This is a genomic window from Flavobacterium sp. JAS, assembly GCF_020991455.1.
Classification (GTDB): domain Bacteria; phylum Bacteroidota; class Bacteroidia; order Flavobacteriales; family Flavobacteriaceae; genus Flavobacterium.
In genome coordinates this window covers 190,041-216,743 of record NZ_JAJMOX010000008.1, presented here as the reverse complement: position 1 = coordinate 216,743, position 26,703 = coordinate 190,041, and the positions used below count along the sequence as shown (strand labels likewise).

Sequence of the window (26,703 nt, the reverse complement as noted above, 5' to 3'; positions counted from 1 at the left end):
TTTTTAAAAGGACTTACTTTTTTTTCATAACTTTAATTTTGAATTCAACTCTATAAGCATGTTGATATTCTAAAAAAATAATTTAACCTTTTTAATTATAAGATTATGGTAGTACAATATCAAGGTGAACAATACGGAAAAAAGACAAAATTTACAATAAGAATAATAGGGAACAATCTATCGAAAAGTAGTTCTAATTATCAAATTGATTTGTTGGTAGGAGATAAACAGTTACCAACTTTTACAACATCAATTCATCAGAGTTTGTCAAATTGTTTGAAAGAAATCTACTTGTTCAGAAAACACAACGGGATCAAATTCGATGCTTCTTCAGAGAAAGTTGCACCACTTTTGGTACCTTATGATCAAGTTTTATATAACTACAATAAGTACGCATTGTTTATGGCCTAAACGATTATACTAGAAAATAAAAAAAGATTGTTCGGTTGTCCTGAACAGTCTTTTTTTATGGATTATTTTAAACGGACCATTTTAGTTTGAGGATTATTTTGGTATGCGCATTTTAAATTTCAAAATAGAATAATAATTTTGAAATTATTATTCTATTTATACTTACTTAAATCTAGATTAAGAATATTACCTACTCTACTAAATTCTTCATTAATCTTTGCATTCAAAATTAGTTGTTTATTTTTTATTGGATGATTAAAAATTAATTGATGTGCATGAAGCATCATTCCTTTCAGGTCATAATTCTCCAACCATAATTTATTTTGTTTGTTACAGCCATGTGGACGACTTCCTAAAATGGGATGAAAAATATGTTTGAAATGTTTTCGTAATTGATGCATACGTCCAGTTTCAGGAATCGCTTCTACCAAACAGTATCGCGATGTTGGTTTATTGTTAAATTCTAATTCAACTTCGGCATTTTGTAAACGATGAAAGTATGTTATTGCATTTTGTGTAATGTCATCATCATTGGTTAAATCGTAGTCAATCGTTAGTTCTTCAGGTGACCAACCACGTAAAATTGCTAAATATTTTTTTTCGACTTCGCGTGTGGCAAAACGATCATTCATAATTTTCAAAACCTCTTTATCCAACGCAAATAATAAGACGCCAGATGTTTTGCGATCTAAGCGATGAATAGGATAAACGTGTTGTCCTCCTATTTGATTTCTCAATTCTTGAATAGCATAAACTTTTGCATCACGTGCATAAAATGATTTGTGAACCAACAATCCACTTGGTTTATTAATTGCTATAATATATTCGTCTTGGTAAAGAATTTCTAACATTTGGCAAAAATAGAAGAGATTTCGGTTAAAATCACTTTTAGGACTTATTTGTTTCTATATTTTTCTTTTTTTATTCTAGATCGAAAAATAAAATAAAAGATTGCCATTGCAAAAACTGTTATTAAAATTGCATCCCAATATTCTTTTATACTATTGATTGTATTATCCTGCTGAGGCGAGCGTCCCGCTTGTGAACACAACGAGAGGTTGACAAGATGGTTTAAACCAAAAAAATATAGATTTCTATGAAGTTTTGTATTAAGGAGCCTAACGGGACAATTCTCGAACCGTTTTGTTGGATGATTTGAAGAAATTGAATATACTTATATTTTAAATGGAATTCAATTTGTTGTTTTACCAAGCTGTTGTCCTCAGGGACTATATGTTAGTACTTTTAAGATTTTATTCTTGTGTCATCAGCAATCCAATTTATTTCCCATGTTTTTCCATCATCAGTCGAAAATGCTTGTTCAAAATGGCAGGAATTAGGAGTAATTACTGAAATAATAAAACGAACAAGAATTTTCTTACCATTAAAAGTGTCTTCATTAAAAAATTCTCCACGACCCTCTTTAAAACTGCCAATTGATGGCGTGACTAAATTTCCGTCTCTGATATTTGCAAAATTGAGGCTCCATTGGTTTGTTTTTGGATTGAAAAGACGCAAACTTATACCTACGATTTGTCCCGTTAAACCTTTAACGTTTAGTTCTACTACATTAGAACGATTGTCACAAATTCCTATAACATTAGTGGTCCCCTCGTATTCATTCCAAGTTGTAGAATTGGAGAGAGGATTTTTAAGAACTTTAAGTTTTGTTTTCCACTTCCCAAGTTCAAAATCAAAATCTTTTTGTCCATTTTGACTTAAAAAACTTTCCGTCGTGGAATTATAGTTTTGTTGTGCAATTACAAAAGCTGGTAACAAAGTCAAAACAAAGCAGCTAAGTATAAAGTTAAATTTCAGTTGGATGGGATTTTTTGCTAGTATCATATTTTTTTAAATTTATGTTCGTGACATTCAAAAAATGATCTGTGCTTTTAGTCTAACGTAGCAGTTGAAAGTAAGGGTCTCTAACACAATAGGTTTGAGCTAAATTAACGTTAATTTTCGGTTTAACCAAATCCCCCTCTCGAAGTATATATTGTTATATACTGGAGCTAGTTTCTCTAACTTTACGTAATTTTGTTTAAACAAAGTGTAAATTAAACGAAAAAAGCTTCAGATTTCTCTGAAGCTTTTTCTTTGTAGTGACGGGAAGCATTGAAATATCTAACCAGTTTTTTGAAGACTATTACAGGATTACTGCATTTGTGTCTTAGGTTTACTATCGTAAAATTCCAACGACTTGAATAATTTTTAAAAGTAAGCAACATTATCATATAGCTGTTTAAGAAAAAAAACTAGGTCAAGTTTTGACTTTTCTTAACTCACTGTCTTTTTTGTTATCATATTCAGGCTGAATAATAGGATTCAAAGGGATAAGGATTTGATGTCGAACGGGATCTTAAGGTAGTTTTGATAACAATAGCCTGATGTTATCTAAAACAAGTTTAGGTTCATCAAGTTGAATAAAATGTCCTGACTTTATTGTTTTTATATGTGTAAAATCTTTTACTTCTGTCTTAAGTGATTCCTTAGAGTCGTACCATAATTGTCTATCGGCTGAATCATGTTCAGCATCAATTTTTACACTTGTTATTGCGATAACCGGAACGTCAGGCAAATTAGGGAATCCTTCCATATATTTAAAATCTTCTATTAATTGCAGAGATTCTAATGCTATTCCCGAATTTTCACCATAATCAGCTTTATAAGTATTATAAAATGAGTCTATCTGACTCTGTGAAAAATGGTTGTACTTTTCGTGAGAAGCATCAACAAATACTAAGCTGGCAACTTTTTTAGGATTTTTTATAGCAAAATCTCTAATAATCAATCCTCCTAATGAATGTCCTACCAGGAGTACCTTTCTGTTGTTTGCAAATTTATCTATGACCTTTTCAAGCTCACTTGTTAATTTACTGATATTTCTAGGTTCAGTGTTAGATTCTGATTTTCCGTAACCAGCTCTATCATATAATAAAACATCAGAATCTAAAAATTCAGATATGGATAAGATCTCTGAAGATTTTCCGGTGCTGTACCACGACGTATGATCGTTTCCATGACCAGATTCAAAAACAACTAAATATTTTGATTTTTTTGATACAATGTAGCTCATCAGTTTATGTGTTCCTAAATCGATTACAGTTCCCGGATATTCGGGAGAAACTTTTTTATCATCATCCGAGCAAGAGACAAAAGAGAGTGTATAGATTATAAAAGTTAAAAGACATAATAATCTAATAATAGCTTTGTGTAGCTTTGATTCGCGGTGTGTTTTTCTTAAGGTCATTTGTAATTTTTAGTTTTTGTTGAAAGTAAAATCGATACAAATATTAGTATTATTTACCATCAAAAAGTTCTGATTTATGAATCCGAACCTATTTAAAACAACTAGAAATTTCCTGTTTGCAAAAAATCACATCATAGCGAGGATTGCTTTTTTAAATTCAGATGGAGTTTGATTCGTCATTTTCTTAAAAGTAGTATTAAAGACTGTTTTAGAATTAAAACCAACTTCAAATGCAATTCCCATTAAACTCAAATGCTCCATATTAGAATCCTGAATCATTTTTTTTGCTTCCTCGATTCGATACGTATTAATAAATTGATAAAAATTTTCATTACAACCCTTATTTATTATATAAGACAGCAGATGAGTTGAAATATTCAATTGTGAAGCCAATTTAAATAAGCTTAATTTCGGATCCAAAAAAGGTTTTTTATGATCCATTACCTGAATTAAAATTGATTTCATTCCTTTTAATTCATCATCAGAAATCAACTTTTTCTGATTGCTTTTCAATCCAGAAGTTTCATTTATGAGGATGTCAATTTCTTTTTTTTCTTCTTTATTAAGCGGTATAATTTCTTTTTGTTTTAAAGAAAAATAGGCTATAAAAAAAACGCCGACAAGATAAACCAGACCAGCAAAATTATCAAATAAAACACTCGTTTTTGCTAATTTAAAAAATATATCAATTAACCACAGACCAGTAATTATCAACACACATATTACTACTTTTTGTAGCCATTTTAAGTTGATAGCATCCATGTTAGAAGTGTACAGAAATAATTTTTTTGATAAGTAGTTATTTCTCTGTACGCCATAATAGCATAAGTAATAACCTGAAAACAAAAAATTAAATTAAAAGCTGTAATGATTACAACAGCATTTTTTTTATCGGCATCAGTCGAAGGTTGCTCTACATTAATGAGGGCTGAAACTAAAAGTAAAAATAGCATTATAAAAGCAAATGCAAAATGCAAATTATCTTTCGTTCGCCATTTTCTGTCAGGATCAACAAAATAAGCAACAGTAAAATAAAAAATCGGGGCTATTATATAATCTGTTAATGCTAAAAAGTCATTTATGGGCATTCGTGTTTTTAAAAACTCAGTTTTTTCTAATAAATCATTAAACTGAATAAGGAATATACACAAAATAAAAGAACCAAACCATCGATTAACCTTACTGTTTACTTGATTAACATTAGTAAAAATTAAAAATGCCAGTAATAAAGTCGTTCCCGCAACAAAGAAGCTGATTAGTTGATCCATTAAAAAAAATAATACATATAGGTGTTTGATATTTTTTGAGAATGATAAAATAAACAAATATATACAAATCAAAGTGTTTTCTTTTGAATTGGTATTCTAATAAAAAAGTAGCCTAAAAAAAGAGTATATAAACAACAAATTCTTCCATAATATAAAATACTAAAAACGAAAAAGCACCATCTTTTTTCAAACTTTGACTTTAATCTTGACGGGAAGGATTGAAATATCTAATCAGTTTATCGAAGATTATATTAGAATTATAGCATGTGCATCGTAAAATTTGATTTTACAGATTTGTAATATTTTGCTTGAAGAAAAAAAGCTTATAATTTTAATATTAAGTATTTGGTTCAAATCCCATCAAGGTTACTATAAAAAAAATTATGAGATAGAGAGCTGTTTTTTAGCCTATAACATACGTTTTGCCGTATTTGGGTTTTGCCAGAATTATCGTTTTAATTTGTATTTTTGTTTAGTTGAAAATACACGGTTTCAAAATTCCCAAGCATGGCAAAGCGTGAGAACGTTAACGTTCATTGTTAGTGAGACACTCTAAAATTTTAAAGAAATGAAAAATATACCGACACTTTATGAATGGGCAGGTGATATGAAAACCTTTGAAACTTTGTTTACAAAGTTTTATGACAAGGTCTTGAAAGATGATTTATTAGGCGAAGTTTTTATGAATATGTCACAAGAGCATATAAAACAGGTTTCACATTTTGTCGCAGAAGTATTTGGTGGTGACAAACTTTATACAACCGAAGATAAAGGAAGTCATTCTATTATGATTGGCAAACATATTGGCAAAATGCTGACCGAAGAAAAACGCCAGCGTTGGGTACATCTTTTATTGCAAACAGCAGATGAAGTAGGTTTAAAAAGCGACCCAGAGTTTCGTTCTGCATTTGTAGGTTACATTGAATGGGGAACACGGCTTGCAGTTATCAACTCACAACTTACAGAAAATTCAATGGCATCAAATGAGCCTATGCCTAAATGGGGTTGGGGAGAAACAGGCGGACCTTACATTTCAAATGAAAACTAATATAAAACATCTAAAATTTTTCACCATCGCCTATGCAGTTTCTTATTTAATTGACTGTAAAGGCGAACGTCTCTGACTTCGCAAGCGCAATCTGTATCAAGTAGAGTTTTAATATAAACAAAAAGCTCCAGATTTCTCTGAAGCTTTTTGTCTTAGTAGCCCTAACGGGACAATTTTCGAACCATTTTGTGGATGACTTAAAAAAAATAAATATTATTTTATATTGATTTCCATGTTTAAATTTGATCTTAGTCATTTATAATATTGAATTAGTGGAATACAAGTCTGATTATTTAGTTCTTATTTTTATTCTCAGAAAGTAGAATTAATTAGAGTTTAAACAAGAATTAGGTTGACATAAAGTTTTATAATATTTAAATGCACTTTAGAATAAACTTTTGTGGTTTTATTTTCTCAATCTGATAATTGTTGGGAACTGGCTTTTACTTTTCAAATTCCATGTGGTTATTTTGTTAGCTTAGCTTGTGCTCTGATTTTGCTTGAAAATTCAGCTAGGAATTTTTATTTGTAATCTTTTATTATAAATTTACGCAACTGTCACAAAGGGCAAACCGTTAGTTAGAATTCAATAAAAAATCAAAAAAATGAAATCAATTCAATCAATCACTTTTATTTTATTATTTATAACACAATTGGGTTTTGCACAAAATAAGAAAGAAAAATTAGAACAACTTTTTGAATTTTACAATCAACAAAATCTATTTAACGGTTCTGTTTTTATTTCTGAAAAAGGAGAAACTTTACTAAATAAAGGTTATGGATTATCAAATGTAGATTTAAAGAAGGAAAATAACGCTAACAGCATTTTTCAAATATATTCCATTACAAAAACTTTTACAGCAACGGTAATTTTAAAATTAGTAGAAGAAAAAAAACTTTCATTACAGGATAAACTTTCAAAGTTCTATCCAGATTATCCCGATGCAAGTTCTATTTCAATTGAAAGTTTGTTAACCCATACCTCTGGAGTTTATGACTATACCAGAGGAAATGATATGAAAGACCAAACGGAAAAATCATTTATTGAATTTCAAAAAACAAAACCTTTGGATTTTCCAGTTGGAACTGATTGGAGTTATTCTAACTCAGGATATTATTTTCTAGGATATGTAATTCAAAAAGTTACTGGAATAAGTTACGAAAAAGCAGTTGAAAAATACATATTTAAACCATTGAAAATGAAGCAAAGTGGTTTTGCTTTTAAAAATCTAAAAAGTGAAAATAAAGCCATTGGCTATGAGATTTTTTCTGAAAAGGAACAAAAACCATCGATTGTTTATGATCCACCTATGCCTTTTGCAGCTGGTGGAATATACTCAACTGTTGAAGATTTAAACAAATATTATAATGGACTAAAAAATTACAAGATTATCTCCAAACAAAGTTTAGAAAAAGCATATACACCTTTCAAAAAAAATTATGGTTATGGTTGGATTACAATGCCAATGTTTAAAAAAATGACAGTTGGTCATAGTGGTTATGGAGCTGGTTTTTGTAGCAATTTTGTTCAAATTCCCGAAGATGATATCTGCATTATACTGCTTACAAATACAGAAAGAGGTTTAGACACTGCCACTTATGCTATTATGAAAACTTTGTATAATTTATACAATAAAGATTATAAAATTCCAGTTGTAACCAACATAAGCTCAGAAGCTTTAAAGCAATATGAGGGAACTTATCAAGTTGAAAACAATTTTGTAATTTACCTTACAGTTGAAAACAATAAATTAAAATTGCAAAGTGGAAACGGACCCACAACTATTATATATCCTGTAAAAGAAAATTTATTTTTCGCTGAAGAATTAATGGGTGATGTAATTTTTGAAAGAGACAAGACTTCCCAAATAGAGTCATTAAGTTTTCATGTAGGAAATCAAGTAAAAAAAGCAACAAAAATATTTCCTTCTTGGGGAATTGTAGGAACTGCCACAGAAAAAGGCTGGGAAGGTCCTGATGCAAAACTTTTTGAAACTGAAACAAAAGGAATTTGGACAATTAAAAATGTGACTTTAAAAACAGGAGAGCTTAAATTTCGTTTTAATGACGATTGGACTTTAAATTTTGGAAAAGATATGAGAGACGGAATAATGCCAAAAGGAGATAATATTGAAATTTTAACAGGCGTTTATGATATTATTTTGGACATAACTGATTACGAAAAACCAAAATACAAAATTTTCAAGAAAAGTTAAAAAACAGCCTACAACAGCTAGGGATTCGTTGCCGTGCGTAGCACGAACAATGAAGCCCGTGTTGAACGGAACTGCTGAGACCGCAACTATGGTTTTTTTGATAAATGATTATAAGAATGTCAAGAGGCTATTCCGCCTCTTTTTGTTTTGGAAGTAGTTTCTGCTTGGCTTGCCCGTGTTTTTCTTCAGTTTTAGACCGCTACCCTTAACCATAAAATTAAATTTTACAAGTTGAATTTATGCCCAAAGTGTGGAAAAATAGCCAGAAAACCTAAAGCTAAATAATGCCGATTTTGTGGAAATGATTGGCACTAATTATATGATCGTTTGCTAACAGCTACAACGGATTTGGGCAATTGGCTTAATCGAAAAATGGTTTTGTAATTAGGATGATTGGGCAAATCCTAAGAAGGGGATTAATTTAGTCCCAAACCCGCTGTCCTACCAAGACGTTATGCACAATCCCACTCTAAATAGCCTAACGGGATTCGAACCAATTTTCCTTGAAAACACTGATAGTTTGTGTTTTTTTTGAAATTAAACAAGATTTTTCGAACCACAAAAAAGCCTGATAAATCTAAATCTATCAGGCTTTTAATTTTTACTAGTAGCGGGAACAGGACTCGAACCTGTGACCTTCGGGTTATGAGCCCGACGAGCTGCCTACTGCTCTATCCCGCGATGTTTCGGGTGCAAAGATACGCAGTAAATACGGTTATGCAAAGAAATTTCGGAATTATTTTAAAATAAGATTATTTTTATGGTAATTAATTAATAGCTAGGTGTTTAGTTTTTAAGAATATGTGATTTAGATTTTATATTCTAATAATTCTGAATATGGATTTCCATTTAAGCCTAATAAATAAGCAAAAGCGGGTTCTGTTTTGTAGCCGTTTTGTTTGAGTTTGATGATTTCTAATCTAAAGTTTTCTCCTTTTGCTTTCAGAATTCCGTATTCTATAATCATGTGTTTGTAACCATTTTGATTTTTGGTTGGGATGTTCTGACCGAAAATTTCAATTTCAAAATTGTTTATTTTAAAATTAGCGACAATAGTTTCCTTGTTGTCAATAAGAGTTTCTTTAATTTTAAAATCATTTTCTTTTCCAAAAAAGGTATTGAGTTTTTCTGCGAAATCGGATTTGTTTTTCCAGTAACAGATAATATCAAGATCGCTGTTTTCAATATCAATATTAATCGGAATGGTGCCAACCAAAATTGGATCAAAGTCAACGAGATTTGTTAGAATCTCATTCTGAGTCAAAACTTCAAAAGCTAGGATCTGTTTTGGGGTTCCGGTTTTTAAATAATAGATAGTACTAAAATCGATCATTTTTATTTGCTATAATCCTTTTCAGATTTTATTTCGCTCTCAATTTTTTTATTGATATTGACTTTTGCACCAGTAAAAACAAAGATGGTAGTTCCGTATTCACGGGCATATTGATTGCTGACTTCACCCGAAATTTTGGCATTACTAAAATAAGGACCTGTTTCTTTTAGCTCATCACTATCTTTTTCATAATCCTTAACTCTGATAAGGTTTTGGTATTGAATATTTAGATTGAACCAGTTGACATAATCGGCATTAAAAGAAACTGCTTTGATGCCTTTTTTGGTGTAATAATTAATAGCTCCGGCTTGTCCGTAATTGTCACAAAGAACAAGTGTTTTATCTTGGTTTGGAAGTGAGGCGTAAGCAGAATCGGTTTTGCGGGCAAGTTCTTTCCATCCCAGCATATCGGCAAAATCTTGTGGTAAAGCATGATCTTTTCCATCTTCCCAACGAAGCATGTCAAACTTTTTATATTTCTCATGATGTTTTACAATGTATTCAGGGCTTTTGTTTGGGAATGCTAAATTGTACATCGGAATAAAAAATAAAAGCGGAATGATAATGAAAACTGGTTGTAGAAAACGTTTCCAGCCCGTTTTTAAAATATGAGATAAAAAAACAGCTCCAAAAGCAATATAAATAGGATAAAGACCAATTGCATAATAAGCTTTGGCTTTGAAATAAATAAAGACAAGAAGTGTGAAAAATAGAGTAGCAAAAAAGAATTTGAATTTATTGAAAGCTTTGTAAAATAGTAAAGCATACAAACTAGCCAGAATAACAAAAAAGGCACCAATGAAAAACAGTAATTGTTCTTTTAGAAATCCAATGCGATCAACATTGACCAATTGTGTTTCTGCCAATTCCTTCATGTGATGTACTATTGGAAACTGATTATTATATTGCCACAAAAGATTCGGAAGAATCAATATTAATCCTAAAAGCAAGGCAAAATAGAGCTCCTTTTTTGCTAATACTTGTCTTTGCTTAGAAAGTAAAAGAGCAGGCAAGAGACCAATTAGTAGAAAAAGAATATTGTATTTATTCAGAAAACCAAACGCAAAAACTATTGCTCCTATATAAAGCCATTTTGTTTTTTTGGTTGCGAAGTATTGAATGATAACATAATAAAATCCTGTCCAACACAAGACATCCAATGAATTAGGCTGATAAAGTGTGTTGAGACGTAATAGCGCAGAAAATAGAACACAAGTTGCACCTAAAGTCAAAGCATAGAGATTGCCTCTGAGAGTTTCAATAGTTTTCCAGACAATTAAAATAGTTAATGCACCAAAAAGAGCAGGGAAAAACTTTATCCAGAAGACCGAATTACCAAGTAGATATATGAGATACGAAAACCAGGATGTTACCGGAGGAACAGACAAATAACCCCAAGCCAAATGATGCGCCTGATCAAGATGTAAATATTCATCACGCTGCAAATCATATTCAGGACTTATGAGGATATATTGTAAAGCAAATTTTAAAATAATAAACCCAATTAAAATTAAAGTTTTTTTATTCATGGAGGTTTGGTTTGGTAAGTTGTTGGTCTTGGTTAAATGATTTTATATCAGTTCTTAAAATCTATAGCTAATATATAATTTATTTTGATTTTGGAGGAAATGAAAGTTTTAAGAAATGTTATAAAATAAAATAGCTCCAGATTTCTCTGAAGCTATTTATTAAAGTTTGATATTGAGAATTAAAGTTCCCTCTTGGAATTTAAGAAAATTTATTCTTCCAAAGCAGTTTCAAATTCCATGTGATCGATTGTTTCTACTGCAGGTTGTGCAGGTTTAGAAGCTTTCAGTGCATTGAATCTTTCTAATTGTTCCGTTTCTCCTTCTTCACCGCTGAAATAAGGGAAAACATCCATAATTGGAGATTCAGAAACAGCTGGAATCGAATATTCTCCCATCGTGCTTTGCATTACATGAAGTGTATTGTCATAAGCTTCTCTTACATCATTTGCCTGAACTAACAAATACATATTCGATTTTCTTTCTTTACCGCTTTCCTCGTCATAAGCCATTAAAGAAACTTTCGATTTAAACCAGCGATCTGCATTTTCAAAAGGATGGATCTCAGCATAGTTTGCCACTTTTATATTTGTGATTTTAAATTCTTCACTAATATAAGCCGCCATCTCTTCATTAATTCTTTTTTCGGCTTCGGTATAAGACAAAGCATCTACCAAATAAGGTTCTGTTAAAACTTTTTGTCCTCCGGTTTCGTCTGTCTTTCTATATTTTACTTTGCATTCGTACCAAGTTGCGCTCATCTTCTTTTAATTTTTAAGGATGCCAAAGATAGATTTTACAGAAAAAAAAACTCTTAATTCCTGAAATAGATATTCACAAATTTAAAAGTGCTTTTGTATAATGTTGAATATTAATTAAGTATTTTGTTATTCTTCTTCTTTGTTCAGAATTTTATTTAAAAGTCACTGCATTTTTATTCGGATAAATCATTTGAAAGGATGTGATAATTTCATAATTGCACATTTTTTTTCTTGCAAGTGCATCTGTTTCATAAATTTTATTATGTTTGCTAAATCGATTTAGCAACTATTGAAACCACCTTCTGTTATGAAAAATATATTTCTTATCTGTTTTTTTGTTATTACCTCTAGTGTATTTCTAAATGCTCAGGAACTAAAATCTCCTGATGGAAATCTCATTTTAACTTTCAATATAAACAAAGAAGGAACGCCGGTTTATACTCTGAATTTCAAGAAAAAAGAAGTGATCAAAGAAAGCAAACTAGGCTTTATTTTGAAATCGGATATTATGCTGAATAAAGATTTTCAGATTACAGATACAAAATTTCAATCGGAAAACAGTACTTGGAAACCAGTGTTAGGGGAACAAAAAGAAATTAGAAATCAATACAATGAATTGAAAGCTGATCTTGTTCAAAATAAAAGCAAACGAAAAATTTCGATTTATTTCCGATTGTTTAATGATGGTTTAGGTTTTAGATACGAGTTTCCGGTGCAGGATGATCTGCGTCATTTTATTATTCAGGAAGAAACTACCGAGTTTAATTTAACGGGAGATCATAAACTTTTTTGGATTCCGGGAGATTACGATACCAATGAATATAGTTATACGACTTCTAAAATATCTGAGATGCAATCTCTGGTATATAATGCAACTCATGTTTCTTTAGCGGCGCAAACCACGATCAAAAATCTGGCAACACAAACGCCTTTAATGATGAAGACCAATGACGGACTTTATATTAATATTCACGAAGCAGCTTTAAAAAATTATCCGGCAATGTGTCTTAATGTCGACGATAAAACTTTTTCGCTAAGTTCACATCTTGTTCCTGATGCTGTTGGAAATAAAGGATACATTCAAACCGGAAGTTTTACACCTTGGCGAACGATTGTCGTGAGTGATGATGCAAGAAATATTCTGGCGTCAAAAATGATTTTGAATCTAAATGAACCTTGCAAATTTGAAGATACTTCATGGATTAAACCAACTAAATATATTGGAGTTTGGTGGGAATATTTTACAGGCGGAGGTTCGACTTGGGCTTATTCAGATAATCAGGATGTTGTTATTGGAGCTACTGATTTCTTTAAATTAAAACCGAATAATACACACGGCGCAAACACAAAACATGTAAAAGAATATATTGACTTTGCGGCAACAAATGGTTTTGATGCTGTTTTGGTCGAAGGATGGAATGAAGGTTGGGAGGATAATACGGCTTTTAAGAAAGAGCGTATTTATAGTTTTACAAAAGCATATCCGGACTTTGATGTAAAAGAATTAAGCGATTATGCCGCAAAGAAGAACGTGAAAATTATCATGCATCATGAAACGACTTCTTCAACTGCTGAGTATGAGCGACAATTAAACGATGCTTTAAATTTTATGGTTGATAATAATTACAATGCTGTAAAAACGGGTTATGTTGGACCAATTATTCCAAGAGGCGAACATCATGACGGACAGCAAATGGTCAATCATTATACGTATGTTGCAAAAGAAGCAGCAAAACACAAGATCATGGTAGATTCTCACGAAGCGGTGCGTCCAACGGGTTTGCATCGTACATATCCAAATTGGTTTGCCCAGGAATCGGCACGTGGAACGGAGTTTGAATCTATGGAAGGAATTCATCCGGATCATACTACAATTTTGCCTTTTACACGATTAATGGGAGGTCCGATGGATTATACACCAGGAATTTTTCAGGGAGATTTGTCGGTTTACGGAGCTAAAAAGAATAAGCTAAGTACAACACTTGTTAAGCAATTGGCGCTTTATGTTACGATGTACAGTCCGTTGCAAATGGCTGCCGATTTACCGGAAAATTATATGCGTTTTCCAGATGCATTTCAGTTTATAAAAGATGTTGCTCTGGATTGGGATGAAACTTATATTCTCGAAGCAGAACCAGGTGATTACATCACAATTGCCAGAAAAACAAAAGGAAAACAAGAATGGTTTGTTGGCGGAATTACAGACGAAAATTCACGTACGACTTTAATTGATTTTAGTTTTCTTCCAACAGGAAAATCATATACGGCAACAATTTACGAAGACGGAAAAACGGCCGATTATAAAACTAATCCGCAATCATATTCTATTCGTAAAGTAACAGTAAATAATAAAACTAAACTGAAACAAAAACTTGCCGCAAGTGGCGGAGTTGCTATTTCTATAAAGTAAATATTGTTTGAGAAATAGCACGCGGATGACACGGATTCGCTATCGCGAAAACACGGATAAACACGGATTTTTTTCTTCTAGTATTTGCCTAAAAGAATCTGCTTAATCTGCCAAATCTGCGAGAGAACAGATTAAGCACGTTTGTTATTTAAATGAGTCAAAGTAATTAGTGAAAATTCGTGTAATTCGCGGCAAAAAAAAGAAAATCGATATTAATTTTAAAAACATAAAAATGAGCATAAAAATTTATCCTTTGCAATTTGAACCAATTTTAAAAGACAGAATTTGGGGCGGAGAAAAATTAAAAACAGTTCTTAATAAAACAATTGAATCTTCAATTACTGGAGAAAGTTGGGAATTGTCTACCGTTGAAGGCGATGTAAGCGTAGTTGCAAACGGAATATTAAAAGGAAAATCATTAACAGAATTAATTGATGATTCACCAAACGAAATTTTAGGAACAGCAGTTTATACAAGATTCGGAAATCAATTTCCTTTATTGTTTAAATATCTCGACGCAAGAGAAGATTTGTCGATACAAGTTCACCCGAATGATAAATTGGCAAAAGAACGTCATAACTCTTTTGGTAAAACCGAAATGTGGTACGTTATGCAGGCTGATGCCAATGCCAGGATTATTGTAGGATTTAAAGAAGATTCCAGTAAAGAAGAATATTTAGAGTATTTGCGCAATAATACACTAGTTTCTATTTTAGATGATGTAAAAGCCAAAGCTGGTGATGTATTTTTTCTGGAAACAGGAACAGTTCATGCAATAGGAGCAGGATTGGTTGTAGCTGAGATTCAGCAAACATCAGATATTACTTATCGATTGTATGATTTTGACCGAATAGATGCTGAGGGAAATAAAAGAGAATTACATGTTGATCTGGCGCTTGATGCGATTAATTACAATAAAGTTGATACACACAAGAAATACGAAACGACTCCAAATCAATCAAATGTAGTGGTAGATTGTCCTTATTTTACAACGAACTTCCTTCCGCTTGACGGAACAATTGAAGTGAGTAAAAACGGAGATACTTTTACAGTTTATATGTGTATTGAAGGTTCTTTTGAAATTAGATTTGAGAATGTAACATATAAATATAAGAAGGGTGATACAGTGTTAATACCTGCAGATATGCGTACTTATAGCTTAAATGGTTCAGCATCAATTTTAGAAATATTCATTTCGTAAAAATAGAATCGAAGAAAACTTTTGAGTTTGTTTATTTTCATAAAATAGAAGAGTCGCAAGGAAAATAAGTTGTAAAAATGAAAGCTTTGTGACTCTGCTAAATTTTTTTAATTGCAGATTATTCATATTAAAAGAATAACTCTTATTTTTGGGGCAATAAAATGATTAATGCGTAGAATACCTGTAAATACTAATGATTCTATGTTTAATTAACTCTAAAATAATGATTTGTTTAAAAATAATAATTACAAAATCGTTTTAGTAACTATTTTTATATATATTTGTGATACAATTAACAACAACTTAATAAAAAATTAATTCGCTAGATGAAAAAGATTACTATTAAGGATATTGCCACAGAGGCGCAAGTGTCTATATCTACTGTATCTTTTGTCATTAATGATAAAGGCGAAAAAATGGGGATCAGCCCTGCAGTAATCAAAAAAGTGCAGGAAGTTGCTGAAAAGCTTCACTACAGGCCCAGCATGATTGCAACGAGTCTTAGAACCGGAAAGACAAGATCTATCGGACTTATTGTTGAAGATATTTCGAATCAGTTCTTTGCGGATCTTGCCAGAGTCATAGAAGATGAAGCTAAAAGCATTGATTACCGGGTTTTTTATTGTAGTACCGGTGGAGATAATGAACGTTCTGAAGAGTTGATTAATAGTCTTTTGCAGGCAAACGTAGATGGTTTTATTATTACTCCTACGCAAAATCTTGAAGAGAAAATTGATCTTCTTTTAAAATTAAAAAAACCTGTTGTATTAGTCGATAGGTATTTTCCGGGGCAAAGAGTGAGTCATGTAGTGATGGATAATTATGAAGCTTCTAATACGGCTACAAAATTTCTGATCAATAAAGGGTGTCAAAAAATTGCCGTTGTAAATAATACGTCTGAAATGGTTCAGATGAAATTAAGAGAAGATGGCTATCGTGACGCTTTAAAAGAAAATGGAGTTTATAACGAATCACTTGTTCTTCATTTGGATTATAATAGCAATGAAGAAAGTAAAATAGCTAATATTTTAAGTTTTTTCGAAAAAAACAAAGGTATTGATGCTGTTTTATTTTTAACCAATTATATGGGACTTGCAGGTCTTCAGGCTTTTAGAAGAATGAAAATAAGAATTCCTGAAGATATTTCAGTTATTAGTTTTGATGATCACGACAGTTTTAAATTGCATACGCCAACAATTAGTGTTATTGCACAGCCTATTGAGGATATTGCGGTTAAATCGATACAGTTGCTAATGAGTCAGATGACTGATATGGAAAAATTTGAAGTAGAAAAAAGCCTTAAAAAGGGTAAATTAATCATCCGGGAATCCGTTTGATTTTAAAGGATAATATTTAAAAATTAAAAAAAGAAACGTTTCGTTTTTTTTTAGTCATTTTACTAAATCGTTTTAGTAAGTTTTAGAAGATTAAAAAGTAATATTTAGTTATTTTTTTTGATCTGTTTACTATATCGATTTCTTAAAATTAAGAAAATGTTTACATCGCTATTAAGTCATAGTATTCGACAGGTGGAGACCTTAGGATATCATATTAAAATTGAGTTCAAAAATTATTACTAATTATTAAAAACAATCACGTTAAATCAACAAAAATCAAAACAAATAAACCAAAAAAAATGCTTATGAAACGAATATTAGCAGTGTTAGGAATGGTATTGTTGAGCAGCTTAGGTGCTGTTGCGCAAAATCGATTAATAACAGGCATAGTGGCAGATGCAGAGAACAAGGGAATTGTTGCTGCATCAATTGAGGTTCAAGGAAAACCATTTAGCGCAATTACAGACGCTGAAGGTAGATTCAGGATGAATGTTCCTGCAGGGAAGGTAACTTTAAATGTATCTTCAATAGGTTTTGGATCAAAATCAGTAGTACTTCAGGAAAATGAAAATAGAATTTCGGTTGTATTAATAGAAAGTACACAGGAGTTAAAGGATGTTGTTGTAACTTCATTTGGAGTTAAAAAACAAAAGAAAGCTTTAGGTTATGCTGTCGGAGAAATAAAAGGAGAGGACCTTACGAAAAACAAAGAAATTAACTTAGGAAATGCCCTTCAGGGAAAAATTGCCGGAGTTAATGTTTCTGCACCGGTTACAGGACCTTCTGGTTCAAGCCGTGTGGTAATTCGTGGGGCAACTTCAGCTTCAGGACTTAACCAGCCTTTATATGTGGTAGACGGAATTCCGATTGATAACAGTCAACAAGGAAATGCAAATATGTGGGGTGGAGCTGATAAAGGAGATGGTATGTCTTCTTTCAATCCAGACGATATTGCTTCTATGTCTGTATTAAAAGGTAGTGCTGCTTCTGCTCTTTACGGGTACAGAGGATCAAATGGTGTTATCTTGATTACTACTAAAAAAGGTAAAAACGGAACTGGAATTGGAGTAGATTTTAATACAAATTCTACTTTTAATACACCGGTAAGTCTTTTGCACTGGCAAGATCAATACGGAGCGGGAGCGCCTGTAAATGGTGTTGCAACAAGATTCTCAGATTTACAAGAACTTAGAGATTCTTACTATTTTGCATGGGGAGATAAATACGACGGAACGCCTTCTCTTTCTTTAGATGGAAAAACCAGACCATATCAAGCTTACGGAAAAGACAATGTTGAGAATTTCTACAGAACAGGATATTCTTTCAGTAATACGTTAGCAATTTCTGGTGGAAATGAAACTACTAATTTCAGATTATCTTTCGGGAATACTAAAGATGAGTCTATTTTGCCGGGAACAAATTTCGCAAGAAATAACGTGTCTTTGAGTTTGAATTCCGCACCAAACAAAAAAATTAGTGTAGAAACTAATGCACAATATATTACAGAGAAAAGTCATAACAGACCCTATTTGAATGATTCACCTAGAAATCCTTCTTTTCCAACTACTTTCCTGACACCGGGAACAGACATTAGATGGATCAATAACGGATACGATGAAAACGGTGGTGAAGCAGATTATTTTGGCGCAAACACGTACCACACTAATCCGTATTTTGCTACACAATCTCCATTAAATGATGACCTTAGAAAGCGTTTTATTGGTTCTGCAAAAGTAAACTACAACATTACAGAGAAAATTTATGCTAAAGGTGTTATTGGTATTGATGATATTAATTATGAATACACTGAAATTGAGCCTACAGGAATCAACTACAATCCTGGAGGATCTTATGAAAACAGAGTTGAAGGCCGTTCAGAATATAATGCTTCTGCTTATTTAGGGTATAAAGGTGATATCGCCAAAAACTTTTCTTTAGATGCTTTCATTGGAGCTAACCGTCAACACAACAGATACAGCGGTATTAAAATGAAAGGAAACAATTTTATCGTTCCGTTCAAATATTTCTACGGAAATACACAACCGGACAAAACAGAAAAATTGTTTTCAGAAAGCGAAGTAAATTCTCTTTTCTACTCAGCTGATTTAGGTTACAAAGATTTCCTATACTTAAGTTTAACAGGTCGTGAAGATTGGTTCTCTACTTTAGATCCATCAAACAACAGTACTTTTTATCCATCTGTAAGTTCAAGTTTCATTTATTCTCAAATCATCGATTTACCAGAATGGATGTCTTACGGAAAATTGAGAGCAGGTTGGGGTAACGTAGGAGGAGCTTTGCCAGACGCTTATGCTTTGTCATTGACTTATACTTCACCAGACGGACAAACAGATTCTCAAGGACAGCCAATTTTAGGTGTTAATGGAGAAACGGTTCCAAATAAATTTTTAAAACCTTATAATGTAAGTACAATCGAATTTGGTTTTGAGAATACATTCTTCAATAACAGAGTAAGTACAGATTTGACTTTTTACCAAAAAAGAACAACAAACGATATTGCTGATGCTGATATTTCTCAGGCTTCTGGTTACAGAACTACAAAAATCAACGTGGGAGAAATCCTGAATAAAGGGGTGGAATTTGCGGTGAATGTGAAAGCTATAAAAACACCAAGTTTTTCTTGGAGCGTAGGATATAATTTTGCTTACAATAATAGTGAAGTAGTTAGTCTTTCAGACAAAATTACAACCAAATCATTAGAAGGAAACAGAGATTCAAGAGCTTCTGTAGTTTTAGAAAAAGGACAGCCTTTTGGAGTTATTAAAGCTTATGATTATTTAAGAGATAAAGACGGAAATGTTGTAATTGATACAAATGGTAAATTCATGAGAGGAAATTTAATCATTGCAGGACAAGGTGTTGCACCAACTTCAATGGGACTTTCAAATGATTTCTCTTATAAAAATTTCACACTTTCAGTTTTTGTAGATGCTAAATTTGGAGGAGAAATCTACTCGGCTACAAACCAGTTAGGAACTCGTTACGGATTGTCAGAGCAAACACTTCCGGGTCGTGAAGGAGGAGTTCAGGTATCTGGAAAAGATGTTAACGGAAATCCTGTAAACACAACAGTTTCTGCATACGATTACTGGAGAAGTTATAGTGATGTAACCTCAAACTTTGTATACGATGCTGATTTTGTTAAACTAAGAGCGATTTCTTTTAGTTATAATTTCCCAAAAACAACTTTGTCAAAAACACCATTTCAATCGGTAAGCTTAGCATTTTCTGCTCATAATTTATGGACAATTTATGACAAAGTGCCAAACATCGATCCAGAATCAAACTATTCTAATAGTAATGCACAAGGACTTGAAAGAGCATCTATGCCTTTGACAAGAAACTACGGTGTAAGTCTTAATGTCAAATTTTAATAATAAAATTGAAAGATGAAAAATAAATATATCAAAATATTCTGTATCGCAATTGTTGGTGCAATGACATTAACTTCATGCGATAAAGGATTCGAGGAAATGAATACGAATCCAAATGCATTGACAGATCCAGCTGTAAAATCAATGTTTACGCTTGCTGAGATTTATGTAGACGGACAAGATTATTCAAATACAAGAGGAAACAATGCTTATGCAGCACAAATCGTTCAGCAATTTTCTTCATTAGGAGGACCAGGTTCAAAATACACCTATTCTTCTGAATATTCAGGATCACTTTTTGGAGAAACTTACGGTAAAGGATTGAATCAGATTTTCCAATTAATGTCTGTTGTAAAAGACTCTCCTGAAAATAGTAATATGATTCAGGCTTGTAGAATCATGAAAGTATTCATGTTTCAAAAATTGACAGATACTTATGGTGAAATTCCTTATTTCGAAGCTGGAAAAGGATATAACGGAAATGTTTTTGCTCCAAAATATGACACACAAGAAGCTATCTACAATGATCTTTTAAAAGAATTAGACGAAGCTGGTGATGCATTAGATGCTAACAAAACATTTGTTGGTAATGCCGATTTATATTATCAGGGGAATGTTGCCAAATGGAAAAAATTGGCAAACTCATTAATGTTGAGAGTTGCAATGCGTTTGTCTAAAGTAAACCCTGCAAAAGCTCAGCAATATGTTGAGAAAGCTATGGCTAAAGGTGTTTTTACTTCAAATGATGACAGTCTTGTTTTAAAACATGATGCAGGACCACAAGGAGTTAAAACAAATCCAATTACTTCATCTTGGGTTAGAAATGACTTAAACGGAGGAGACGCTAATACAAAATTCAGTAAAACGTTTATTGATCAATTGAAAAACAATAACGATCCACGTTTAAGAATCTATGCAAAATTAGAAGCTTCTGGAGATAACAATCCTGCAAACCAACAAGGTCTTGCAAATGATGCAAAAGAGTTCCCAGGAGGAGACAAAAAATTGTTCTCAGATCCTAATACTTCTACAGTATTGCGTTTAGATGCACCAACTTTGATTATGTCTTATGCTGAGGTTCAGTTTATATTGGCAGAAGCAGCTGTAAAAGGCTGGAATGTTGGAGGAACAGCTCAAAAGTACTATGAAGATGGAGTAAGAGCTGCAATGGAAGTTCTGGTTATTTTTGGTGATAAAGTACCTGCAGTTTCACTTGCTGAATACAATACTTACATCACTGCTCATCCTTTTAATGCTGCTGGAACTGAGGCTCAAAAAATCGAACAAATTATAACTCAAAAATGGATTGTATTGTTGTTCAACGGTTTTGAAGCATTCTCAGAATACAGAAGAACAGGATATCCGGTTTTAGTTCCTGTTAATGATCCTACTGGAGAAACAAAAGGAACAATACCAAGAAGATTAATTTATGATCAGTCAGAATTGATAACAAATGAGGCTAATTATAAAGCAGCAGTAGCTCGTCAAGGGTTGGATTTAATGACAACCAGAATTTGGTGGGATAAATAATTTTTAAATTTTTGGTTAAGTTAGTTGAATTAAGCCGGGTAGGAATACCTGTACCTCCCGGCTTATTTTTTAATTTCTATTTTGATTTTCATTAAATTAGAGGAGTTTATCAAAAAGAGTTCAATAGTTTTTAAGCCCTTTTTTTCGCAAAAGACAAAGTTGCTTCTGCTGAAAAAGATGGAATTATTTTCGAAAGAACATAAAATGATTGATACTTTTTTAAGATTTAGGAAATCACAATCAGAAATCTAAAATCAACAATCTAAAATTTAATATTAAGCTTGGCAGCCGTAAAAAGGAATGATTTTCAGAATATTTTGTTAGTTACCTATTATTCATGATATAAACCTAAAAGAGAAGGAAATAGTTGTGAAATAGCAATTATCCTTCTCTAACTGCCGGCGATTAGTTTAAAATTGATATAATTTATTATTCAGTAAAAATGGAATGTAAAAAAAGCTTTTATTGGTTTGTAGGTATTTGTATTGCCAGTTTTTCATTGGCGGCAAATGCTCAAAATATAGATATAAAAACGGGTTGGCAGTATCGGGAAACAAAAACTGAAAAGTGGAACCCTGCAACAGTTCCTGGAGAAATACATACCGATTTATTGAATAACAAAGCAATTCCAGATCCATTTTACCGTGATAATGAGAAAAAATTAGAATGGATCGAAAAGAAAGACTGGGAATATAAAACCACTTTTAAAGTAACTCCGGAAACATTAAAAAAGAAAAATACAGATCTTGTTTTTGACGGATTAGATACCTATGCATCCGTTTATTTGAACAATCAATTGGTTCTTAAAGCCGATAATATGTTCTTGCAATGGCGTGTAGATGTAAAAAAGATCTTGAAATCAGGAAACAACGATTTGGTAATTGTATTTAAATCGGCACAAAACGTTGTGGATTCATTGGCCAAAAAAGATTTACCATTTGTAATTCCGGATAATCCTCGTGCTTATGTGCGTAAAGCGCAATATCATTTTGGATGGGATTGGGGACCAAAATTCACCACTTGCGGAATTTGGAAGACACCACGATTAGAAGCTTACGATAAAAAAACTCCAGAGAAACCTTATGTATTAGATCGAAAAATCGAATTGGTACAAGAACCGGATAATGTTGGAAAAACATTCTATTTTAAAATAGATGGAAAACCGGTTTATATGAAGGGAGCCAATTACATTCCGTCAGATGCATTTTTATCTCGAGTAACCAAAAAAGAATACGAAAAAGTAATTGGAATGGCCAAAGATGCCAACATGAACATGCTGCGCGTTTGGGGCGGAGGTATTTATGAAGACGATTATTTTTATGATTTGTGCGATAAAAACGGAATCTACGTTTGGCAGGATTTTATGTTTGCCGGAACAATGGTACCGGGAGATGATGCTTTTTTTGCCAATGTAAAAAAAGAAGTTCAGTATCAGGTGAAGCGTTTACGTCATCATAAAAGTATTGTTTTATGGTGCGGAAATAATGAAATCGATGAAGCCTTTAAAGATTGGGGATGGCAAAAAAGCATGAAAATGCCCAAACAAGATTCAATTCGTTTATGGAAAGATTATGTTCGTTTGTTTCAGGATAGTATCCCAAAATGGGTAAAAGAAGTCGATACTAAAAGACCTTACATTAGTTCATCACCTTCATTTCACTGGTCAAAAGCAAAAAGCCTTACCGAGGGAGATAGCCATTATTGGGGAACTTGGTGGGGACTAGAAGACGTTGAAGCCGTACAGAATAAAACAGGTCGTTTTGTGAGTGAATATGGAATGCAGGCAATGCCAAATTATTCGTCCATCGAAAGATTTACGCAACCTGAAGACCGATATTTATATTCGGATATTTTGCAGGCGCATCAAAAAGCCGGAAAAGGATTTCTGAAATTAGATTCGTATTTGAACCGATATTTCATTGATTCGACCAAAATAAAGAAAATGAATGTTGAGGATTATACGTATCTGACACAATGTTTACAATATTATTCCCTTAAAAATATTATCGGAATTCACCGTTCAAAAGCGCCATATAATATGGGAACATTAGTTTGGCAATTGAACGATTGCTGGCCGGTAGCAAGTTGGAGTGTAACCGATTATTATGATCGCCAGCCCAAAGCGGCTTGGTACGCCATGAAAGAAGCATATCGGGATGATAAAACTCCGGAAATTGATTTAACACGTCCGATAAGTTTAAAACTCGATGATCCAAAAATCACCTGGGTATTAAAAGGAAATAAACTGACGCTGAAAGCTTTAAAAGATGCAAAATATGTCAATGTTTCCATAAAAGGATATACTGGAAAATGGAGCGATAATTACTTCAGTTTAAAAGCAGGCGAAGAAAGAACAATTACATTTGAAGGAAAAATAACAAAGCCAGAAGTGAGAATTTATTCTCTTTATGATGTTCTTAAAAGGTACAATTACTAGGTGCAGAGGTTCAAAGGAACAAAGTGATAAAGGTTTTTTCGTAGAGACGCACAGCAAGCAGGCGTCTACTTTGCGACCTTTGCGTATCCCAATAGCTATCGGGATTGCGAACTTTGCGATTAAAAAAAATCCGTGTGCCATCACGCAAATAAAATAAAAAATGAATAAAATGATTACAAAATACAAGCACATTGTTTTCTCCATAATTATGCTAATTAATTTGCCTGCAATCGCACAGGAAAAGAAAGCAAAACAAACCAATTTAGATTACACTCAATATGTAAATCCGTATATCGGTTCAGCAGGTCACGGTCACGTTTTCGTTGGAGCTAATGTTCCGTTTGGAGCCGTACAATTAGGGCCTGTAAATGTTTTTGAAGGTTGGGATTGGTGCAGCGGATACAACTACGCTAGTAATACCATTTTAGGATTCACGCACACGCATTTAAGCGGAACAGGAATTGGAGATCTAAACGATATTCTATTATTACCGGTATCAGGAAAAGTGCCACTTACCAAAGGGACAAAAGAAGATATGATAACTGGTTATGGTTCTTATTTCTCGCATAAAAACGAAGTAAGTAAAGCAGGATATTACAGTGTTTTATTAGATAAATACAAAATCAAAGCCGAGTTAACAGCCAGCGAAAGAGTAGGTTTTCATAAATATACTTTTAATGCTGCGACAGATAATCACGTTTTATTAGACCTTGCAGACGGAATTGGTTGGGACAAACCGGTAAAAACGTTCATCAAAAAAATTAATGAAACGACTCTTGTTGGTTATAGATATTCTGCGGGCTGGGCTGCTGATCAGCGTATTTTCTTTACGATGGAATTTTCTGAGCCAATTTCGAATATAGCTTTATATGATAATGCAACTGCAGTTTCAGGAAGTGAAGGCGAAGCAGTAAGAATGAAAGCTGTTTTGGATTTTAAAAACTTAAAAAATAAACAAGTTTTAGTAAAAGTGGGGATTTCTCCAGTAAGTTATGATAACGCTTCTGCAAATATAAAAGCGGAGATTCCGGGTTGGGATTTTAATGCTGTAGCAAAAGAAGCGACTTCAAAATGGAACAAAGAATTAAATAAAATTCAGATCAAAGCAGACGATAAAACCATGAAAGTTTTTTATACTGCGATGTATCACACCATGTTTGCGCCTTCAATCTTCAACGATGTAAATGGAGATTATAGAGGAACAGATAAAAAAGTTTACGAAAAAGCAAATTTTACAAACTACACTACTTTTTCACTTTGGGATACTTACCGTGGATTACATCCTTTATACACGATCACACATCCGGATAAAATCAATGATATTGTAAAAACATTTTTGGCGATTTACGAGCAACAAGTACGATTGCCGGTTTGGCATTTAATGGGTAATGAAACCAATACCATGAACGGAAATCACTCGATTGCTGTTATTGTAGATGCTTACATGAAAGGTTATAGAGATTACGATACAGCATTGGCATACGAAGCTATTAAAAAAACAGCAATGCAAACCCGCGACGGAATGGATTATGTTCAGAAACTTGAATATATTCCTGCTGATAAAATGTTAGAATCTGTTGGAAATGCTTTAGAATATGCGATCGATGATTATTGCGTAGCTCAAATGGCAAAATCTTTAGGCAAAACAGATGATTATAATTACTTCACGAAAAGAGCCAATTTATACAAATTGTATTTCGATAAAGAAACGACTTTCATGAGAGGTAAATTGACGGATGGAAACTGGAGAACACCTTTCAATCCTCTTTCATCAGCGCATCGTAAAGACGATTATGTAGAAGGAAATGCTTGGCAATATACTTGGTTGGTTCCACAAGATCCTTATGGTTTAATTGAATTATTTGGAAGCGAAGATAAATTTTTAGCCAAATTAGATTCACTTTTCTTAATCACAGACAAAGTAGAAGGAGAAGAAATTTCACCGGACATCAGTGGATTAATTGGTCAATATGCGCAAGGAAATGAACCAAATCACCATATCCCATATCTTTATGCCTACGCGGGACAACCTTGGAAAACCGCAAAACTAATCCGTGAAATCGACGATAAATTCTATTCGACAAAACCGGACGGATTATGCGGAAACGAAGATTTAGGACAAATGTCGGCTTGGTATGTTTTATCTTCAATGGGATTCTATTCGGTTAATCCTGCAAACGGAATTTATGTTTTAGGAAGTCCGTTGGTAAATACAGCGACAATTCATCATAAAGAAGGAATTTCATTTAAATTGAATGCAATCGATAATAGCAAAACAAATATCTATATTCAAAAAGCAGAGTATAACGGAAAACCTTATACAAAATCATACATTACGCATGATATGATTGTAAAAGGAGGAGAGTTGAAATTGTTTATGGGAAGTAAACCATCAACAACTTTTGGAGTGAAGAAAGAAGATAGGCCTCTTTGATTTTAGATTTAAGAAGTAGGAACGTTAAGTTTCCTGCAAGGTTTTTAAAACCTTGTAGGTATATTTTAAGTTTTCAGGTTTACGTAAGCTTTGTCAAAGTTTTAAACTTTGACAAAGCTCTGCAAGTCGGCAAGTCACAATAAAAA

General features: G+C 32.7%; 18 protein-coding genes and 1 tRNA gene. 10 read left to right on the top strand and 9 right to left on the bottom strand.

The window, feature by feature from the left end; genetic code table 11:
• Positions 1-105 precede the first annotated feature (105 nt).
• A complete protein-coding gene (locus LPB88_RS13555) occupies positions 106-411 on the top strand; it encodes a hypothetical protein (RefSeq protein WP_230716249.1) in 306 nt (101 codons plus the stop codon).
• A gap of 152 nt (positions 412-563) precedes the next feature.
• On the opposite strand, the gene LPB88_RS13550 is transcribed toward LPB88_RS13555, so the two are convergent.
• The 5 genes from LPB88_RS13550 to LPB88_RS13530 all read right to left on the bottom strand — a co-directional run bounded on the left by LPB88_RS13550 (position 564) and on the right by LPB88_RS13530 (position 4,929).
• Positions 564-1,262 (bottom strand): pseudouridine synthase, encoded by a 699-nt coding sequence (locus LPB88_RS13550; protein WP_230716248.1) that lies wholly within the window; start codon positions 1,260-1,262, stop codon positions 564-566.
• Between the two features lie 394 nt (positions 1,263-1,656).
• Positions 1,657-2,256, bottom strand: a complete 600-nt coding sequence (locus LPB88_RS13545) for a hypothetical protein (protein ID WP_230716247.1) — start codon at positions 2,254-2,256, stop codon at positions 1,657-1,659.
• A gap of 514 nt (positions 2,257-2,770) precedes the next feature.
• The gene (locus LPB88_RS13540; RefSeq protein WP_230716246.1) at positions 2,771-3,661 is read right to left on the bottom strand and encodes an alpha/beta fold hydrolase; all 891 of its coding nucleotides are present in this window, start codon (positions 3,659-3,661) and stop codon (positions 2,771-2,773) included.
• A 126-nt stretch (positions 3,662-3,787) separates the two neighbouring features.
• Positions 3,788-4,423: an AraC family transcriptional regulator gene (locus LPB88_RS13535; protein WP_230716245.1), complete on the bottom strand. Its 636-nt coding sequence runs from the start codon at positions 4,421-4,423 to the stop codon at positions 3,788-3,790.
• Positions 4,405-4,929, bottom strand: coding sequence for a hypothetical protein (locus LPB88_RS13530; RefSeq protein WP_230716244.1), 525 nt, complete (start codon positions 4,927-4,929; stop codon positions 4,405-4,407). Before LPB88_RS13530 ends, LPB88_RS13535 begins: the two co-directional genes overlap by 19 nt.
• A gap of 568 nt (positions 4,930-5,497) precedes the next feature.
• Between LPB88_RS13530 and LPB88_RS13525 the strand changes: the two genes are divergently transcribed.
• Together LPB88_RS13525 and LPB88_RS13520 are read left to right on the top strand one after the other, a co-directional pair.
• On the top strand, positions 5,498-5,977 hold the full coding sequence (locus LPB88_RS13525) for a group II truncated hemoglobin (protein ID WP_230716243.1): 480 nt from the start codon (positions 5,498-5,500) through the stop codon (positions 5,975-5,977).
• 605 nt (positions 5,978-6,582) lie between these two features.
• Positions 6,583-8,193: a serine hydrolase gene (locus tag LPB88_RS13520; RefSeq protein ID WP_230716242.1), complete on the top strand. Its 1,611-nt coding sequence runs from the start codon at positions 6,583-6,585 to the stop codon at positions 8,191-8,193.
• Between the two features lie 608 nt (positions 8,194-8,801).
• Here the strand turns inward: LPB88_RS13520 and LPB88_RS13515 are convergent.
• The 4 genes from LPB88_RS13515 to LPB88_RS13500 form a co-directional block, all read right to left on the bottom strand.
• A tRNA-Met gene (locus tag LPB88_RS13515) sits at positions 8,802-8,874 on the bottom strand.
• Between the two features lie 127 nt (positions 8,875-9,001).
• Positions 9,002-9,526 (bottom strand): DUF4269 domain-containing protein, encoded by a 525-nt coding sequence (locus LPB88_RS13510; RefSeq protein WP_230716241.1) that lies wholly within the window; start codon positions 9,524-9,526, stop codon positions 9,002-9,004.
• A 2-nt stretch (positions 9,527-9,528) separates the two neighbouring features.
• On the bottom strand, positions 9,529-11,055 hold the full coding sequence (locus LPB88_RS13505; RefSeq protein WP_230716240.1) for a glycosyltransferase family 39 protein: 1,527 nt from the start codon (positions 11,053-11,055) through the stop codon (positions 9,529-9,531).
• Between the two features lie 209 nt (positions 11,056-11,264).
• On the bottom strand, positions 11,265-11,813 hold the full coding sequence (locus tag LPB88_RS13500) for a DUF4494 domain-containing protein (RefSeq protein ID WP_089354716.1): 549 nt from the start codon (positions 11,811-11,813) through the stop codon (positions 11,265-11,267).
• Between the two features lie 307 nt (positions 11,814-12,120).
• Between LPB88_RS13500 and LPB88_RS13495 the strand changes: the two genes are divergently transcribed.
• The 7 genes from LPB88_RS13495 (at position 12,121) to LPB88_RS13465 (ending at position 26,557) form a co-directional block, all read left to right on the top strand.
• Entirely contained in the window at positions 12,121-14,223 is a 2,103-nt protein-coding gene (locus LPB88_RS13495; RefSeq protein WP_230716239.1) for a glycoside hydrolase family 97 protein, read from the top strand.
• 232 nt (positions 14,224-14,455) lie between these two features.
• Positions 14,456-15,424: a type I phosphomannose isomerase catalytic subunit gene (locus LPB88_RS13490; RefSeq protein ID WP_230716238.1), complete on the top strand. Its 969-nt coding sequence runs from the start codon at positions 14,456-14,458 to the stop codon at positions 15,422-15,424.
• Positions 15,425-15,750: 326 nt separating this feature from the next.
• On the top strand, positions 15,751-16,761 hold the full coding sequence (locus LPB88_RS13485) for a LacI family DNA-binding transcriptional regulator (RefSeq protein ID WP_230716237.1): 1,011 nt from the start codon (positions 15,751-15,753) through the stop codon (positions 16,759-16,761).
• Positions 16,762-17,066: 305 nt separating this feature from the next.
• On the top strand, positions 17,067-20,156 hold the full coding sequence (locus LPB88_RS13480; RefSeq protein WP_230716236.1) for a SusC/RagA family TonB-linked outer membrane protein: 3,090 nt from the start codon (positions 17,067-17,069) through the stop codon (positions 20,154-20,156).
• A 15-nt stretch (positions 20,157-20,171) separates the two neighbouring features.
• Entirely contained in the window at positions 20,172-21,686 is a 1,515-nt protein-coding gene (locus LPB88_RS13475; RefSeq protein WP_230716235.1) for a SusD/RagB family nutrient-binding outer membrane lipoprotein, read from the top strand.
• Positions 21,687-22,128: 442 nt separating this feature from the next.
• Positions 22,129-24,123: a glycoside hydrolase family 2 protein gene (locus LPB88_RS13470; protein WP_230716234.1), complete on the top strand. Its 1,995-nt coding sequence runs from the start codon at positions 22,129-22,131 to the stop codon at positions 24,121-24,123.
• A gap of 169 nt (positions 24,124-24,292) precedes the next feature.
• Positions 24,293-26,557 (top strand): GH92 family glycosyl hydrolase, encoded by a 2,265-nt coding sequence (locus tag LPB88_RS13465; protein ID WP_230716233.1) that lies wholly within the window; start codon positions 24,293-24,295, stop codon positions 26,555-26,557.
• The last annotated feature ends 146 nt before the right edge of the window (positions 26,558-26,703 follow it).